This is a genomic window from Paenibacillus sp. J31P190, from assembly GCF_059692075.1.
On sequence record NZ_JCAUAS010000006.1, the window covers coordinates 13,362 to 29,372 of the forward strand.

Annotated in this window: 12 protein-coding genes; 1 reads left to right on the forward strand and 11 read right to left on the reverse strand. The window is 47.7% G+C overall.

Going from position 1 to position 16,011, the window contains the following annotated elements:
• Positions 1-156 precede the first annotated feature (156 nt).
• The 4 genes from AC58U0_RS13475 to AC58U0_RS13490 form a co-directional block, all read right to left on the reverse strand.
• Complete coding sequence (locus AC58U0_RS13475) at positions 157-2,004, reverse strand: ABC transporter ATP-binding protein (protein ID WP_497379510.1); 1,848 nt, start codon at positions 2,002-2,004, stop codon at positions 157-159.
• Positions 2,001-3,767 carry an ABC transporter ATP-binding protein gene (locus AC58U0_RS13480; protein ID WP_497379511.1) on the reverse strand — a complete coding sequence of 589 codons (1,767 nt, stop codon included), beginning with the start codon at positions 3,765-3,767 and terminating at the stop codon, positions 2,001-2,003. The genes AC58U0_RS13475 and AC58U0_RS13480 overlap by 4 nt, the downstream gene beginning before the upstream one ends.
• A 46-nt stretch (positions 3,768-3,813) precedes the next feature.
• On the reverse strand, positions 3,814-4,764 hold the full coding sequence (corA, locus tag AC58U0_RS13485; RefSeq protein ID WP_497379512.1) for a magnesium/cobalt transporter CorA: 951 nt from the start codon (positions 4,762-4,764) through the stop codon (positions 3,814-3,816).
• Between the two features lie 124 nt (positions 4,765-4,888).
• The gene (locus AC58U0_RS13490) at positions 4,889-6,331 is read right to left on the reverse strand and encodes a CoA-acylating methylmalonate-semialdehyde dehydrogenase (RefSeq protein ID WP_497379513.1); all 1,443 of its coding nucleotides are present in this window, start codon (positions 6,329-6,331) and stop codon (positions 4,889-4,891) included.
• Positions 6,332-6,453: 122 nt separating this feature from the next.
• Here AC58U0_RS13490 and AC58U0_RS13495 point away from each other — a divergent pair, with 122 nt between their 5' ends.
• Positions 6,454-8,067: a PucR family transcriptional regulator gene (locus AC58U0_RS13495; RefSeq protein ID WP_497379514.1), complete on the forward strand. Its 1,614-nt coding sequence runs from the start codon at positions 6,454-6,456 to the stop codon at positions 8,065-8,067.
• Here AC58U0_RS13495 and AC58U0_RS13500 read toward each other — a convergent pair.
• From AC58U0_RS13500 to AC58U0_RS13530, 7 genes are read right to left on the reverse strand one after another with little or no spacing between them, the layout of a single operon-like run.
• Complete coding sequence (locus AC58U0_RS13500; RefSeq protein WP_307545201.1) at positions 8,064-8,279, reverse strand: hypothetical protein; 216 nt, start codon at positions 8,277-8,279, stop codon at positions 8,064-8,066. The genes AC58U0_RS13495 and AC58U0_RS13500 overlap by 4 nt on opposite strands.
• Positions 8,272-9,714 (reverse strand): dihydropyrimidinase, encoded by a 1,443-nt coding sequence (gene hydA / locus AC58U0_RS13505; protein ID WP_497379515.1) that lies wholly within the window; start codon positions 9,712-9,714, stop codon positions 8,272-8,274. The genes AC58U0_RS13500 and hydA overlap by 8 nt, the downstream gene beginning before the upstream one ends.
• 2 nt (positions 9,715-9,716) lie before the next feature.
• Positions 9,717-11,012, reverse strand: a complete 1,296-nt coding sequence (gene preA / locus AC58U0_RS13510; RefSeq protein ID WP_497379516.1) for an NAD-dependent dihydropyrimidine dehydrogenase subunit PreA — start codon at positions 11,010-11,012, stop codon at positions 9,717-9,719.
• A gap of 31 nt (positions 11,013-11,043) precedes the next feature.
• Positions 11,044-12,408 carry an NAD(P)-dependent oxidoreductase gene (locus tag AC58U0_RS13515; RefSeq protein WP_497379517.1) on the reverse strand — a complete coding sequence of 455 codons (1,365 nt, stop codon included), beginning with the start codon at positions 12,406-12,408 and terminating at the stop codon, positions 11,044-11,046.
• Positions 12,409-12,428: 20 nt separating this feature from the next.
• Positions 12,429-13,310 (reverse strand): nitrilase-related carbon-nitrogen hydrolase, encoded by an 882-nt coding sequence (locus AC58U0_RS13520; RefSeq protein WP_497379518.1) that lies wholly within the window; start codon positions 13,308-13,310, stop codon positions 12,429-12,431.
• Positions 13,307-14,578, reverse strand: coding sequence for a M20 family metallo-hydrolase (locus tag AC58U0_RS13525; RefSeq protein WP_497379519.1), 1,272 nt, complete (start codon positions 14,576-14,578; stop codon positions 13,307-13,309). Before AC58U0_RS13525 ends, AC58U0_RS13520 begins: the two co-directional genes overlap by 4 nt.
• Before the next feature lie 6 nt (positions 14,579-14,584).
• The gene (locus tag AC58U0_RS13530) at positions 14,585-15,958 is read right to left on the reverse strand and encodes an aspartate aminotransferase family protein (protein WP_497379520.1); all 1,374 of its coding nucleotides are present in this window, start codon (positions 15,956-15,958) and stop codon (positions 14,585-14,587) included.
• Positions 15,959-16,011 lie beyond the last annotated feature (53 nt).

Sequence of the window (16,011 nt, forward strand, 5' to 3'; positions counted from 1 at the left end):
CTCGTTTTTTTTCGCTAAAGATTGTCTTAGACATGATGTAATCCCCTCCGGCGCTTACTCTATTATACAAAAAAAAGATACCCACAGCCTGAACACTTTTTAAAACTGTCCAGACTATGGGTACCAGTGTATCACTTAGGCTTCTCTATTTTTTCATTAGGTATGCCGCTCATCGCCATACCACAGTTCCCTGAACGTTGCGCTCTGCCGCAGGAGTTCCTCCGAGTTTCCTTCGGCCTCAATCCGGCCTTCCTTCATCACAATGATGTGGTCCGCCCGTGTGAGCGCCGTTTTGCGGTGGGATACGACCAGACAGGTCGCATCACTTCGACGCTTGAACATCCGCTCCCACAGCTTCTGTTCCGTCTCGACGTCGAGCGCGCTCGACAGGTCGTCGAACACATACAGCTCGGCGTCGCGCACGAGCATGCGCGCTGCAGCCGTCCGCTGCGCTTGCCCGCCGGAGAGCTTCACCCCGCGTGGGCCGATGACGGTGTCCAGCCCGCCGGGCAGCTGCGCGACGTCGAACTCCATCACCGCCGCGTGCAAAGCCATTTGCAAGCTATCGCCTTGCTCCGCTTGCCCGAGCAAAATATTGTTGCGCAGCGTATCGCTGTATAGCCGCGGCACCTGCGCGGTATAAGCGCTCCGCGGCGGTGTAAAGAATGTGCCCGGATCTTCGACGGGCACACCATTCCACGCGATCGTCCCCTCTCCCTTGGGCAGCAGCCCAAGGAGCGAGCGAACAAGCGTGGTCTTGCCCGAACCAATCGTTCCCGTAATAACGGTGAACGATCCTCTTTTCAAGCTGAAGTGAATGTCCGAGATCCCTCTGCCGGTATCAGAGTAAGCGTAGCTCAGTCCATTCACATCAAGCCGCTGCAGCGAGACCTCATCCCCGGTTTCAGGATTGAATTTTCTCTCTACCTTTACCCCACCCAGACTCTCGATCTCTCTTCCTTCCTGAGCCAAAGGGATAGTAGACACAGTAGCTTCCGCCACTTTATTCTCCACCTTCAAATGCAGCGAATTAACCATCGTAAGAACCTTGGCCGATGCCCCTTGCAAAAGAAACGTCAATCTCTCCAGCGACACACTCATCTGCTTAAAATACGTAATAAATTTGCCCACATTCGTGATAAACTGCGTAACAAAAGTTAAATAGTACACGAACAAAGCGAAGTCACCAACGGTAAACGTCCCAGCTCTCATTTTTGTTCCAGCCAGCAATAGAATGAGCCCCGTCCCCAGGTTAACCGAGTTAGAAAACACCGAATCCAGCAGCTCACCCATGAGCCGATCCTTCAGCATTGCTTTCCTACGGTTGTCACCGAAGCTGCTGAACCGAGCGATCACTCGTTTCTCCGCACCGGCGACTTGAATCGCCTGCACATTGCCGAACATTTCGCTGATCTCTCCCGTTACCTTCGAGGTGGCTTCACGGCTAGCTGCGCGATATTTCTGTAAGCGAACCGTAGCCAACTGCGCAGCCGTAATGACGAGAACGATCGGCATAAACACAAGCAGCGTCATTTGAGAATCAATCCGAATCAGGATATAGCCCGAAACAAGGGCAAAACAGGTCATTCCGAACACATCGACCGACCAGCTTGCTGCCTCTTCTGATTGATCGACATCATCTCGGAAATGGCTAATCGCTTCCCCAGGAGAAACGGGAATGGCTTGTGCTCCCGGCTGTTTTAATACATGCTCGAGCAAGTTGCGTCTAAGCAGCATCCCCATACGAAAGCGGAAGTTAACATCCGTAATAAAACCAATCACAATCAGCATAATGCGACCTAAGGCTGCAGCCATTAACAATGCGATCAGTCCCCATACACCATAACCTAACGCCGACGTACCTGTCAGAGTATCGAAAAACTCTTTCGTTATAAGTCCAGGCGCAATTGGTGCCAAATAGATAACGGTCCAAGCAATGGCGTTAACCAGATACCGTATGGGCCGGTACATAATAAGCCGCCACAAATATTGATACGTATTCATGCCAACACCTCCTCTAAGCCTGTGGCCAGTAATTGGCTGAAGCGAGAGTTCGGATCTGCGGCCAGATGCTCTCTTTTACCCGATTCCAAAACGCGCCCATTATCTAGAATAAGAATATGATCCGCTCGTTGAACGGTTGTTAGACGATGCGCAATCATGATACAGGACCGCTGCGTCAATAGCTTAGAAACCGCTTTTTCCATTCGCTGCTCTGTCAGCGGATCAAGTCTTGAAGAAGCTTCGTCCATAATCACGAGTCCGGGATTCGTTAGGAAAACCCGTGCGAAGGCTAGCAGCTGTGCTTCTCCTGCAGAAAGGCTTCCTCCTCCGGAGGCTAAACCTGTATTTAGCCCATCAGGCATCGCTTCATACCACGCTCCGAGTCCAAGTTCCTTGAGTACTTCAATAATTTGTTCGTCCGTGATCGAATCATCGTAGAAGGTTAGGTTATCTCGAATGGTCCCTTGCATAATTTCAATATTTTGCGTAACAAGAGCTACACGTTTGCGTAGATCAACTAACTTACAGCTCCGGATATCCGTACCGCCAAGCGCGATACTTCCACTTTGAGGATCGTAAAAGCGAAGCAGCAACCTTGCCATTGTTGACTTTCCACTCCCCGTGCGGCCAAGGAGTCCTAGAACTTCACCTGGCTTCAGAGTCAGATTTAACCCCTCAATTGTAGGCTGATCCCCATCGTAACTAAACGTGATATCACGGAATTCAACACTAAGCGGTCCTTCAGGTAACGGTGCTCCAGTCCCATCCTTAATCTCAGACTGGATAGCGAACAGCTCGCGTATACGTGAGATACTGGCATCTGCCTTTTGCAAATCTTCCATTTGCGTACGAATCTTCTCAATCGGCTTGGCTAATAATTCCGTATAGAAGAAAATCAGGTACACAGTACCTAGAGAAATATGCTGGGTGTGCCACAGATAAGCGCTAATACCAAACGCCATGGCGTTGCCAAGCGCAAAAACGAAAATAGACATGTTCCACATCGCACAGAAACCGAGAAAGGCTTTCACCCGAAGCGGCAGCATTTTTCTAAGCATGGTATAGAAGCGATTCATAACGAACCCGACTGCGCCATTGGCGCGAATATCTTCTGTTCCTTCCAAATGCTCTCCAATAAAGCCATAAAACTCTGCGTTCGCCTGCCGCCAACCCGCCCAGACTGGAACAGCAAATTTACGGATCCACTGAATCATAAAGACCGCAAAAACGACGAAAAAGGCCATCCCCGCGCCAATCAACCAATTTTCCCGAAGCAACAAAATAATAATGCCAGCCATTAAGAGCAGATTACCCAATAAATGAATGATCATGCTCGAGAAGAAATTGGCCAGTGCATTCACATCCCCATCTACACGTTCGATGAGCGAGCCTGATGTATGTGATTTATGAAATGACATATCCAGTGATAAACAATGAGCGGCAAGATCCACTCGCAGCTTATTCGTTGTTTTCCACCCTACATTTTCACTAAAATAGGTAGCTATGACGGAAACCAGCTGCTGAACAAGCGCAAAGCCAATAAACATAATCGCGGCTGTAATCAGTGGCTGCATCGCCCCTTGCGTTTGAGCGGTATCGATAAAATAGCGAATAATTTGCGGGTTGATGAGCTGAAGACCAATAGATGCGAATAAGAGCATCGTCAAGACAATGAGCGTACCCTTTTGCGGGAACAAATATCGGCTAAGCAGCTCCGCATATTGCCCCATCGTGTTTTGCTTTTTTTGTTTATGCTTCATCATAGAAGCGTCCTCCGATAATAATTAATGACATTAATATTTAATGCTGCTAATCAAACCATTTCTTATTTTTGAATAGCAAATACATACCGAAACCAATGCCGAACATGATAAATAGAACAATAAAATAACCCCAACGCCAAGTAAGCTCCGGCATATTTTGAAAATTCATTCCGTATATACCAGCTATGAATGTTAAAGGCATGAAAATTGTCGTAATCACCGTTAAAGTCTTCATAATCGTATTCATACGATAGGAATTTATGGAAACATAACTATCCCGTATATCCGCAGTTAAATCTCGATTGGAGTCAATAATTTCCGAGAGCTTAAGCAGATGGTCGTAGATGTCTGTAAAATAGACGACATGTTCTTTAAGACCTTCAATTTTTTCGGTATTAATAACTCGATAGAGCAGATCCCTCATAGGAACAATTGTCTTTCGAATCTTTAATAACTTAGCTCTTATTTCAAATATTTCGTTCATTAAGATGTGAACAGGAACACTTTTACCTCTTACTTCGATTTCATCTAACTGATCTTCGATTTGATATAGACTAGGGAAATATTCATCTACCAGCTTATCTATAATTAAATAGGCCGTGTATACAATACCTTTCTCAACAAACTTTTGTTGTTCTGCCATCCGATGCCAGGCTTCATCAATTTCCTTAGACGGTGAATAATGAAAGGTAACAATGAAGTTAGTGCCCCAGAACAGGTCCACCTCTTCCGCAGCTAACGTTTCAGGATGCAAAGCATGAAGGACAAAAAAATGAGTTTCATCATAATGATCTAGTTTAGGACGCTGTAGATAATGATAGCAATCTTCTATAGCCAGCGGATGAAATTGAAAGTGCTTTTGTAAGAGTAAAGCTTCCTCCTTGGAAGGCGCATTGAAATCTACCCAGTATCGATCTATATTTGAATGTTTAAGATCATCTAATGAGGATACATGGATAATCTCCTGTTCTTCGTTAACAGCCAATATTCTAATCACTTGTGTCTCCTCCTTAATTCCCTATTCATTAACCTACATCAACGATTAAAGCTTGTCCATACACAACGTCAAAAAAGCCGCAATCGATCGCGGCCCTCATTCCCCTATTCTTTTAAAACTTATTTTAAAAATAACGTGATGTAATCATCTTTTTCTTCGTATAAAACTCTACACCATCTTTGCCATTGGCATGCAAATCACCATAGAATGAGTCTTTCCAGCCCGAGAATGGGAAAAAGGCCATCGGAGCCGGTACGCCAACGTTCACGCCTAGCATCCCAGCTTCTACTTCTTCTCGAAATTTGCGTATGGCTCTGGCATTTTCCGTATAGATGACGGCCGAATTACCGAACCGCGATTGATTCACAAGCCGCAGTGCTTCGTCCAAATCCTCAGCTCGGAATAGGGATAAAACCGGGCCAAATATTTCCTCTTTCGCGATCGTCATATGCGGTTTCACATGATCAAATACCGTAGCTCCAAGGAAAAATCCTTCAGCCGAACAAGCCTCCGCATTTCTTCCATCTAATAAAAGCTCCGCTCCCTCCTCTATCCCTTTGTCAATAAAGGCTTCAATCCTGGTGCGCTGTTCGCTTCGTATGATCGGTGTGAGTGTTACTTCTTCTTTCATGCCATTGCCAATTACCATATTACCTGCTGCTTGATGAAGCTTATTTACGAAATTCTCCCCATCCCCAACAACCACAACAGACGAGCAAGCCATACATCTCTCCCCCGCGCTTCCAAAAGAAGACATGATAATATTCTCAACCGATTTTTCAACATGGGCATCGGGCATCACGATATGATAGTTCTTAGCCCCTGCTAGCGCTTGCACACGTTTACCTGCTGAAGATGCTTTCTCATAAACATATCTCGCAACCGGTTGCGAGCCTACGAAGGAGATAGCTTTCACGGCGGGCATCGTTGTCAGCGCATTCACCACATCATGTGCACCATGGACGATATTCAGCACTCCATCAGGGAGCCCCGCCTCCTGAAATAATGACGCTAATTTCATGGCAGTCAGCGGCGTTCGTTCTGATGGTTTTAACACGAACGTGTTTCCACAAGCAATGGCTAAGGGAAACATCCAGCATGGTACCATCATCGGAAAATTAAAGGGTGTTATTCCCCCAACCACGCCAAGCGGAACTCGAAATAACTCGGAATCCATATCGGTGGATATATTAGCCAATGTCAATCCCATCATATGCGAAGGCGTTCCAGCTGCAAATTCTACGCATTCGATCCCACGGAGCACCTCACCTAACGCTTCTTTATAGCTTTTACCGTTCTCAGACGTAATGAGCTCTGCAATTTCTTGTTCATGTTCCTGCAATAACTGCCAGAAGTGAAACAATACTCTTGCTCGTTTGGGTACAGGTGTTCTGCTCCATGATTCAAAGGCCGTTTGTGCCGCTAGGACAGCCGCTTCAACATCTTTGGATGAAGAAAGCGGTACACGAGCAATGATATCCCCTGTTGCCGGATTAATCACATCACTCACTGAACCGTTTTCTGAATCGATCCAAACACCCTGCACGAAATTTTGTAAGAGTTTCATATTCGTTCATCTCCTGGTAGGAAGAATTTTTCCCAAAAGTCTCTGGACACATTGTATAATAGGTGAAATTACAATTTTGCTATGTTACGTCAACTTTCCTCACATGAAGGTGGTGAACTCGCTTGGTACAGACACTTTTACAATTAACAGTGAAAGATATTTTGCAGAGGCCGCTATTTCACAAAGCAGAAGCCATCGCAAGTGAGGAAGCTTTGAATCGAAAGGTACGTTGGGTACATATCATGGAAGTGACCCAAGTCGGCCATCTTCTCAATGGGAACGAGCTTATTCTAAGCACAGGCATTGGTTGGCATGATAACGAGGAGCTAAGTCTTTCCTTTTTGCAGCAGTTGATCGACAGTGGTGCTTCAGGATTATGTATCGAGCTCGGCACATATACGAAACAGCCGCTTGAACGGATGAAGAAGCTTGCCATCCAAGAGAACTTTCCACTTATCTTTTTCCACGAAGAAGTACGATATATCGACATCACGCAGGATTTACACACCTACTTCATCCATCAGCATCACAAAATGGTGTCAGACCTGGAATCCCTCTCCACCCAGCTGAATCAGTTACTCCTCTCGGGGAAAGGATTGCAAGCCCTCTTAAAGCTGCTGCATCAAACAACTCACTCACAAGTCGCCTTCTTTCCTTTCGGCGCGGAGGCGCAGTTCGTCCCTACCATGCCGAAAACGAAGGCCGATGCCTTTTATGAGAAATGGATTTATGGCGAGATCTTTCAACTTCCTAATGCCAAAAACAAACTGGCCCATCGCCCTATTTTAGCCTTGGAACATTTGTTCGCAGACTTACTTTTATATGCCGATCAAGAACTCAGTGAATTTCAAACCCTCGCCTTAGACAGGTTCGCAACGGCCATTGCACAAGAAATGATGCGCACGAAATATATGGAGGAGAAAACGCGGTACAAACAGAATCTCTGGGTCACTGATTGGCTGAACGGTAAACATACAGGGCAAGAAATTCGCGATTATATGTTCTCCATCAAACCCTCCATGAAGCTGAGCCAAACCATTGTCTGTCTATTTGACATCGTCCCAACAGCCGAAATTTCCAAGGACTACGAAGACCTCCTTTTACAAAAGCAGATGATTGCCCGCGCCCTATTCGAAGCTGAAGGTTTCTATCTCATGCCAACCGTCATACAGGATCAAATCGTATTCATCCTACTTGACCAATTGCCTGCCATTCCATGCAATGAACGAATCTCCAGGGCCATACAAAGACTTCAAAAATCAGAGGCTAATCAAGAAACACTCTTGTTCTCCCCTTGGTTCGGTATCGGGAAAACATTAAGTGACCCAACTCGCGTTAAGGAAAGCTATGAGACCGCTCAAGAAACGATTGAGATACAGAAAGATACCGGTATGCTTACAAGTCCTTTCTACCATGAGCAGCATGTGAACAAAGTGATACTAAAAATGAAACATACCGGTCAGCTGGAGTCATTCATTGATGAATATCTCGGAAAAATAATTCATTATGATCGGGAGAAAAATGGACAGCTTCTGAAGACATTGAGAGCTTATTTAGCGCTATGCGGATCCAAACAAGATACTGCCAAGGAACTGTTTATCGTCCGGCAAACCCTGTACCATCGTCTGGACAAAATAGCAGCGCAGCTTGGTGAAGATTACATGCATCCACACAAGAGGATTGCCATTGAACTGGCCCTACACGGCTACGAATACATGCATGGCGCGATCGTTTAAGCTTGCGTTTGTTCTTGTTTAAGGAGCAGGGATACATAATACTTCCTAGCATTTGCTGTTGTTAGATGCAGATTCGCCGTTTCACCGCCGGGATGTTCGAGATCGAGCCACGCTCCCTCCAGATCTTCCTTCACCCCGACGATTTTGAATTTCTGAGCCACGAAGTCATCCAATTTCTGCTTTTCTAGCTTAAATTGTGCAAACTCAGACATGTGTGGCTCCCCCTTTGCTAGCTTCTTCTTTCTTCGCTATTTCATTGCGTGAAGCTGCATGATATGTGCCTCGTTTCACGAATTGCCCGGCACCTGCGGTGCCTACGAATTGTTTATTCCGGATGACGTATTCGCCTCGAGACAATACAGTGACAGGCTCTCCAGAGATCAGAATGCCTTCAAATGGATTGTAATCCACATTCATATGGTGGGTTTCAGCTGAGATCGTTCGTGTCACACTCGGATCAAAGATAACAATATCCGCATCGCATCCTACTGCGATGGTCCCCTTCTTGGGAAATAAGCCAAAAAGCTTCGCAATTCGCGTAGACACGATATCTACGAACTGATTCAGCGTGATCCGACCCTTCACTACGCCTTCTGAATATAGGATGGAGAATCGATCCTCAATGCAAGGTCCTCCATTCGGGATTTTGCTAAAATCGCCTAGTCCCAAGTCTTTTTGCCCATTGAAATTAAATGAACAGTGATCAGATCCTAGCGTCTGTAGCTGTCCATTTTTCAAAGCGGTCCACAGAGCCTCTTGGTGATGCTGCGGTCGCAGCGGAGGCGACCATACGTATTTTGCCCCTTCGAAATTCGGCTTTTCCAAGTAGGTCTGATCCAGCATCAAGTACTGCGGGCACGTTTCCCCCCAGATATCAACGCCTTGATTCCGCGCTTCGGCAATCTGCTGAACGGCTTCTTCGCACGTCACATGAACGACATAAAGCTGAGAATCAGCCAATGCAGTAAGCTTAGCCGCACGCCCTGTCGCTTCTCCTTCAATTAACGATGGACGCGTTAATGCATGGTAAATCGGATCTGTATTTCCCGCTTCCAACGCTTCTTTAATCAAATAGTCAATCACATCGCCGTTCTCTGCGTGTACCATGACAAGAGCTCCGTGCCGCTTTGCCTCGAGCAGTGTCCGATACAGCGTGCCGTCGTCGGCTTGAAACACATTTTTATACGCCATAAACACTTTGAGTGAGGTGATCCCCTCTTCGTGAATCATTTTCGGCAGCTCTGCCAGTACCTCATCGTTGATTTCCGCAATCATTAAATGAAATCCATAGTCGATGACGGCTTTGCCAGCGGCTTTTTGATGCCAAGTTTGAACAGACTGACTCAGCGGTTTTCCTTTGTTCGTTAAACAAAAATCAATGATCGTTGTCGTCCCACCGAAAGCGGCCGCTCTCGTGCCTGTTTCGAAATCATCGGCTGTAACCGTGCCGCCAAAAGGCATGTCAAGATGGGTATGCGGATCAATACCGCCAGGGAACACGTAATGACCTGCGGCATCTACAATTTCTGCCCCTTCCTTGGAGAGGTTCAAACCTATTTGCGTAATGATCCCGTTCTCGATAAGGACGTCCGCTTGGTACTGGTCAACAGCCGTCACGATCGTTCCGTTCTTAATGAGCTTTGACATGGTTACACAGCCTCCTTCTTGGTGGTATCTTTGCCTTCTGACAGCTTAGCGACGGCCTCCTGCCTTTCGTTCCAAGTCATTGGCGCTTCTGTTCCTGATACCTCAATCATAGAAATAGCACCATCAACGGGACAAACAATCGCGCATAAGTTACATCCTACACAATCTTCTTCACGTACTTGCAAATAGGACTGACCCTGATCATCGGTTAACATATCAATGCATTGATGAGACGTATCCTCACAAGCAATATGGCATTTGTTGCAGTTGATACAGGTATCCGTGTCAATTCTCGCCACGACCGCATAATTCAAATCCAAGTTCCCCCAATCGGAGTAACGCGGAACGGATTTCCCGATCAATTCGGTGACGCTGGCGAGACCTTTTTCATCCAAATAGTTGTTCAAACCATCGATCATATCCTCCACAATGCGGAAACCATGGTGCATCGCCGCCGTACAAACTTGAACGCCTGTCGCGCCCATCAGCATGAACTCAACGGCATCTCGCCAATTGGAAATACCGCCAATGCCAGAAATAGGTACGCCAACCTCTGGATTTCGCGCACAATCAGCAACCATATGGAGGGCAATGGGTTTAACTGCCGGACCGCAATATCCGCCGTGAGAGCCCTTGCCCCCGACATGAGGAATCGTGTTCCACGAATCGATATCCACGCCAGCTAGTGAGTTGATCGTATTGATCAACGAAATCGCATCCGCTCCGCCTCGAACCGCCGCCTTAGCGGTGCTCGTAATATCTGTGATGTTCGGCGTCAGCTTCACGATGACAGGCGTCGTCGCCGCTTCCTTCACCCACATCGTCTGCGCCTCCACGAGATCCGGCTGCTGCCCCGAAGCAGCACCCATGCCGCGTTCAGCCATGCCGTGCGGGCAGCCAAAGTTCAGCTCCAAGCCGTCGACACCGACAGCTTCGACCTTTTTTACAATCTCATGCCATTTCTCTCGGTTCGGCTCAACCATCAGGGATACGACAATCGTATGATTCGGAAAACGCTTCTTCGTCTCATAAATCTCTTTAAGATTAACCTCTAACGGTCGGTCCGTGATGAGTTCAATATTATTGAAGCCTGCAACGCGTTGTCCGTTGAAATGAATGGCTGCAAAGCGCGAAGATGTATTAATGATGGGATCGCCAAGTGTTTTCCAAACCGCTCCACCCCACCCCGCTTCGAAAGCGCGTTGAACTTGATAACCCGTGTTGGTCGGTGGCGCCGATGCTAACCAGAACGGATTAGGTGACGCTATACCTGCTAGATTTATGCGTAAATCAGCCATTTGAATCCCTCCCGATCCATTTAGAAAGTCATTAAGCCGAAGCATTTTCCCTTTTCACCAGTTGATTATAAATAGCATAAGCCGTTTGTTTGCCTTGCTGGGCCGCCGATACAACCATCGCTTCTCCCTGTCCTTCTCCGAAAATGACGTCACCCGCTGCATACACCTTGGGATTGGAAGTTTGACCTGTTGACGGATCAACTGTAACGGTTCCTCGTGTATGTGCAAGTTCGAATTGATTAATGAGGGAAACATGCCTCGTCTGCCCAATTGCCTTAATAACGGCATCTACCTCCAGGACAAATTCTGAGCCTTCAATGGGAATCGGACGTTTGCGCCCCGCATCTACTTCCACTAGTTCCATGCGCAGGCATTCTAATGCTGCGACATTCCCATTCGCATCCCCGATGATCCGTTTTGGAGCCGTAAGCCACTGAAACGCAACGCCATCCTGCTTAGCGAAATCATATTCAAAATCATACGCCGTCATCTCTTCCTGCGTACGCCGATACACAATTTGCACCTTTTCAGCTCCTAGCCTTACTGAGCACGTTGCCGCATCTATTGCTGTATTCCCCGCTCCTATGACTGCTACCCGTTTCCCAACGAGGGATGTATCCAACTCCTGTTCTGTCTTCGTAGATTCCACATATTCGATGGCATCGTACACGCCTTTTAAAGCTTCGCCTTCAATACCCAGCATCGGAACCTTTGACATTCCCACAGCCAGAACAACGGCATCATAGTCGCCCAGTAAATCTGTGCTGCTTATATCTATCCCTACTCGCGTATTCATATGGAATTCCACACCTAACTGCTTAACCTGCTCGACTTCCCATAGTGAAATCTCCTGGGGCAGCCGAAACGAGACGATCCCATAGGTATCTAACCCTCCAGCCCGCTCCTTCGCCTCAAACACCGTAACCTTGAACCCGAAGCGGGCAAGCTCCCGAGCTGCCGATAAACCAGCAGGCCCGCCACCAATCACAGCAACCGACTTCCCATTACTTGTCCCGGCCTTGAACAATATTTGTTCATTCTTAATAGCCCAATCCGTCGCATAGCGCTGTAAGTTGCCAATTAGGATAGGCTTGGACGAATGATTGAGTACACAAGCTCCTTCACAAAGCTCCTCTGTGGGACATACCCTTGAGCAAGAGGCCCCTACCGGATTCGCTTCCATAATTGTACGTGCGGAACCTTTGAGATTGCCGGAAGCAATCTTTTTGATAAAAGAAGGAATATCAATCCCCGTTGGACAGGCACGAATGCAAGGAGCATCATAACAAAATAAGCAGCGGTTCGATTCCTCGATCGCCTCTTTCGGCTTCATGCCAGATTTGACCTCCGCGAAATTGCGTTTCAAATCGGTTAAGGAAATAAATGTTGAACTCATCTTCGCTCCCCCTCCCATGCTTATAAGCTTACAATTTGATCATAGGTTTCAGGCCTGCGATCCCGATAAAATTGCCAAACATTGCGGACTTCACGGATTAACTCTTTGTCCATTTCGCCGATGACCACTTCATCTTGATCCCGACTTCCGATGGAAACAATCGAACCGCGCGGATCCACCAAGTAAGATTGACCATAGAATTCTCCCATGTTCCACGGAGCTTCGAGACCAACACGATTAATGGCACCGACATAATACCCATTGGCCACGGCATGCGCTGGCTGCTCGAGCTTCCAGAGATACTCCGACGTCCCCGCTACTGTAGCGGAAGGATTGAACACAATCTCTGCTCCGCCAAGTCCGAGAGCCCTTGCTCCTTCAGGGAAATGGCGATCGTAACAGATATAAACCCCAACCTTAGCAAACGCTGTATCGAACACGGGGTAGCCCAGATTACCTGGTTTAAAATAATACTTCTCCCAGAACCCGCAAGAACCGCCGCCTGCCGCCACGTGCGGAATGTGGTGTTTTCGGTATTTGCCTAAATAGGTACCATCCGCATCAATCACAGCAGCCGTATTGTAGTAGGAAGCGATGCCTTCTCTCTCATAAATAGGGAGAATGATGACAACACCAAGCTCCTTCGCCAATTCCTGAAAGAGCATCGTCGTTGACCCTTTCGGTATTTCCTCTGCGGCATCGTACCACCTCGTTGTTTGCTCTGCGCAGAAATAAGGGCTGTAGAATATTTCTTGCAAAGAAATGATTTGCGCGCCTTGCTGCGCCGCTTTACGAACCAACGCGATATGCTTTTGTATCGCTGCTTCTTTGTGCTTGGCCACAGCCTCATCGCCATGCACATCATGCGAGGCTTGAATGAGGCCAATTTTCACTTTGCTCATGGCTGGAAGCCCCCCTTTTCCGTGGCGATCCGTCGTGCGGTACGGTATAAAAGCTCTGTGCCCAGCGTAATGTCCTCTGGACTAGCATATTCTTTGGGATTGTGACTGATGCCTTCGAGGCATCGAACGAAAATCATCCCATAGTCACACACATAGGACATGGTTAGCGAATCATGGAAAGGTCCGCTCATCAGCTCTGGCGGGGTCAACCCCATCAGAGCTGCTTCCTGATGCAGGCTTTGCTTGATCCAGTTCGCGCAGTAGCGGGGTTCACTGTTCGTATCTTCGCGAATCGTATACGTGAGACCATGCTCGCGCGACACGTTCTCGATCACGCTGAGCAGCTCCGCTTCTACCGCATTGCGACGCCGTAAATCAATGTCCCGCAAGTCAATGGTGAAGGATACCTTCTCCGGGATGATATTGCGGGAATCCGGAAACACCGTAAGGGAGCCTACCGTTCCGACGGTCGGAGCACCTGGCTCCTGCCGCACTAACTCATTGAGCGCCACAATGATTTTGGCACAGCCTAGAAGCGCGTCTTGGCGCATAGACATCGGCACTGAACCAGCGTGCCCAGCGAAGCCGATCATCTCCACGGTGAGCCATAATGGACCTGAGATTCCGCTGACGATACCAATCGGAGCATCGAGTGACTCCAGTACTGGACCTTGCTCGATATGCAGCTCCAGAAAAGCGCCAATTCGACCTTCTTGGAACACATAGCTCTCGAATTCAGCTGGGTCGCACCCGAACTGAACCAAAGCTTCTCTGCGTGTAACACCATTTTTATCCGTACGCTCCAACTCATTTGCTTCAAGCTTTCCGGTCATTCCACGAACGCCGAAAAGCCCTTTGTTGAAGCGGCAGCCCTCTTCATCGCAGAATGCCACAACTTCAATATTACATGCTGGCGTTATCCCTTCCTCCACCAGCGTTTGGACCACTTCGATCGCACCAAGTACACCTATCGCGCCATCAAATCTACCGCCATAAGGCTGTGAATCCACATGAGAGCCTAGCATGAGAACCGGTGCATTCGGATTACTTCCCTTAAGTACCCCAATTAAGTTGGCGAATGGATCGATGGAAGCTTCCATCCCAGCTTCTTGCATCCAGCTTTTCACAAGCTCTAAGCCTTCACGATCTTCTTTGGACAAGGCCAGTCTGCATACACCTGTTTCGCCAATTTTCCCGATTTGAGCGAGCTCCTGAATTCGCTGTTGCAGTCGTGAAGCGTTAATTTGTATCTGCGGTGCTTTAGGCAATACCTATCATCCTTTCTCCTGATTGGCATCAAACACAGCAAGCAAGGTCTCGATGATAAAAGCCACATCCTCATCTGTTGAAGATAAGGGCGGACTTAGCGTGAGAATGTTTGCAAATCCAGGCACTGTATCCCCGTTCCTTCCTATAAGCAGACCCTTTTGCTTGCATCCAACTATGATCTTCGTCACGCGGTCAGCAGTTGCCGGAAGCTTCGACACTTGATCTTCTACGAGCTCGATACCCATCGCTGATCCGAAAATACGTATCTCGCCAACATGCGGATGGTCAAGCAAAGGTTCTAATTGAGTTTTAAATGTGTTTCCGATATGAGCAGAGCGCGTAACCAGATTTTCTTTTTCCAAGATCTCCATATTTTTCAACGCAACAACGCAAGAGACTGGATTACCCCCGAACGTATTGATATGTCTTAAATGGCTCGTCGCTTCTTTAACTTTGAACGATTCATACAATTCAGCCGATACAGCGGTTGCAGAAAGCGGCGAGTACGCACTGGTCAAGCCTTTGGCCATCGTCACGATGTCGGGTCTCACCCCATAGTTCAGATGACCGAATTTCTCGCCGGATCGACCGAATCCGCAGATCACTTCATCGACAATGAGCAGCACATCATACTTGTCACAAATGCTGCGCACCATGGGCAGGTACTCGTCCGGAGGAACAATCATCCCGCCTCCCGTAATCACGGGCTCCACGATTACGCCTGCAACAGAATCTGCTCCCTCCCAAACAATGGCATCCTCGATGGCTTTGGCGCATTGAAAACTACATGACCCCTTCGTCTGGCCAAATGGACAGCGATAACAATAAGGCGGCGGCACATGCTGAAAGCCCACACCGAGCGGTTCATATTTCAGCTTACGCTGTGCTTGCCCTGTTGCACCCAATGCCCCCATTGAATTGCCATGATATGCGCGATGCCGAGAGATGAACTTATGTTTGGATGGCTTCCCGTTCTGATGATGATATTGGCGAGCAATCTTGAAGGCCACTTCGTTGGCATCCGACCCTGAATTTGAGTAAAAAATCCGATACTCACCATCCAGCCACTCATTCAATTTCGCCGCTAATTCAATGGCGGGTATATGGGACTGGACGAGCGTAGCATAAGCGATTTTCATCATTTGCTCAGCGGCCGCTTCCGCAATTTCTTTTCTACCGTGACCCACATTCACACACCATAATCCGGACATGCCATCCAAATAACGATTCCCATCCACATCCGTAACCCAGCTTCCCTCACCAGAAGCAAGTATCATCGGATTTTCGTTATGTGCAGACATGTGATGCCACACATATTTGCGATCCTTTTCAAGCAGCTCCTCCTTTGTCAGCAGATCACTAACCTCGTTAGCGCTCATAAGCCAAGCTCCCCTCTCCTGATGATGTAAAGAAGGATCGCAGACTACAGTCA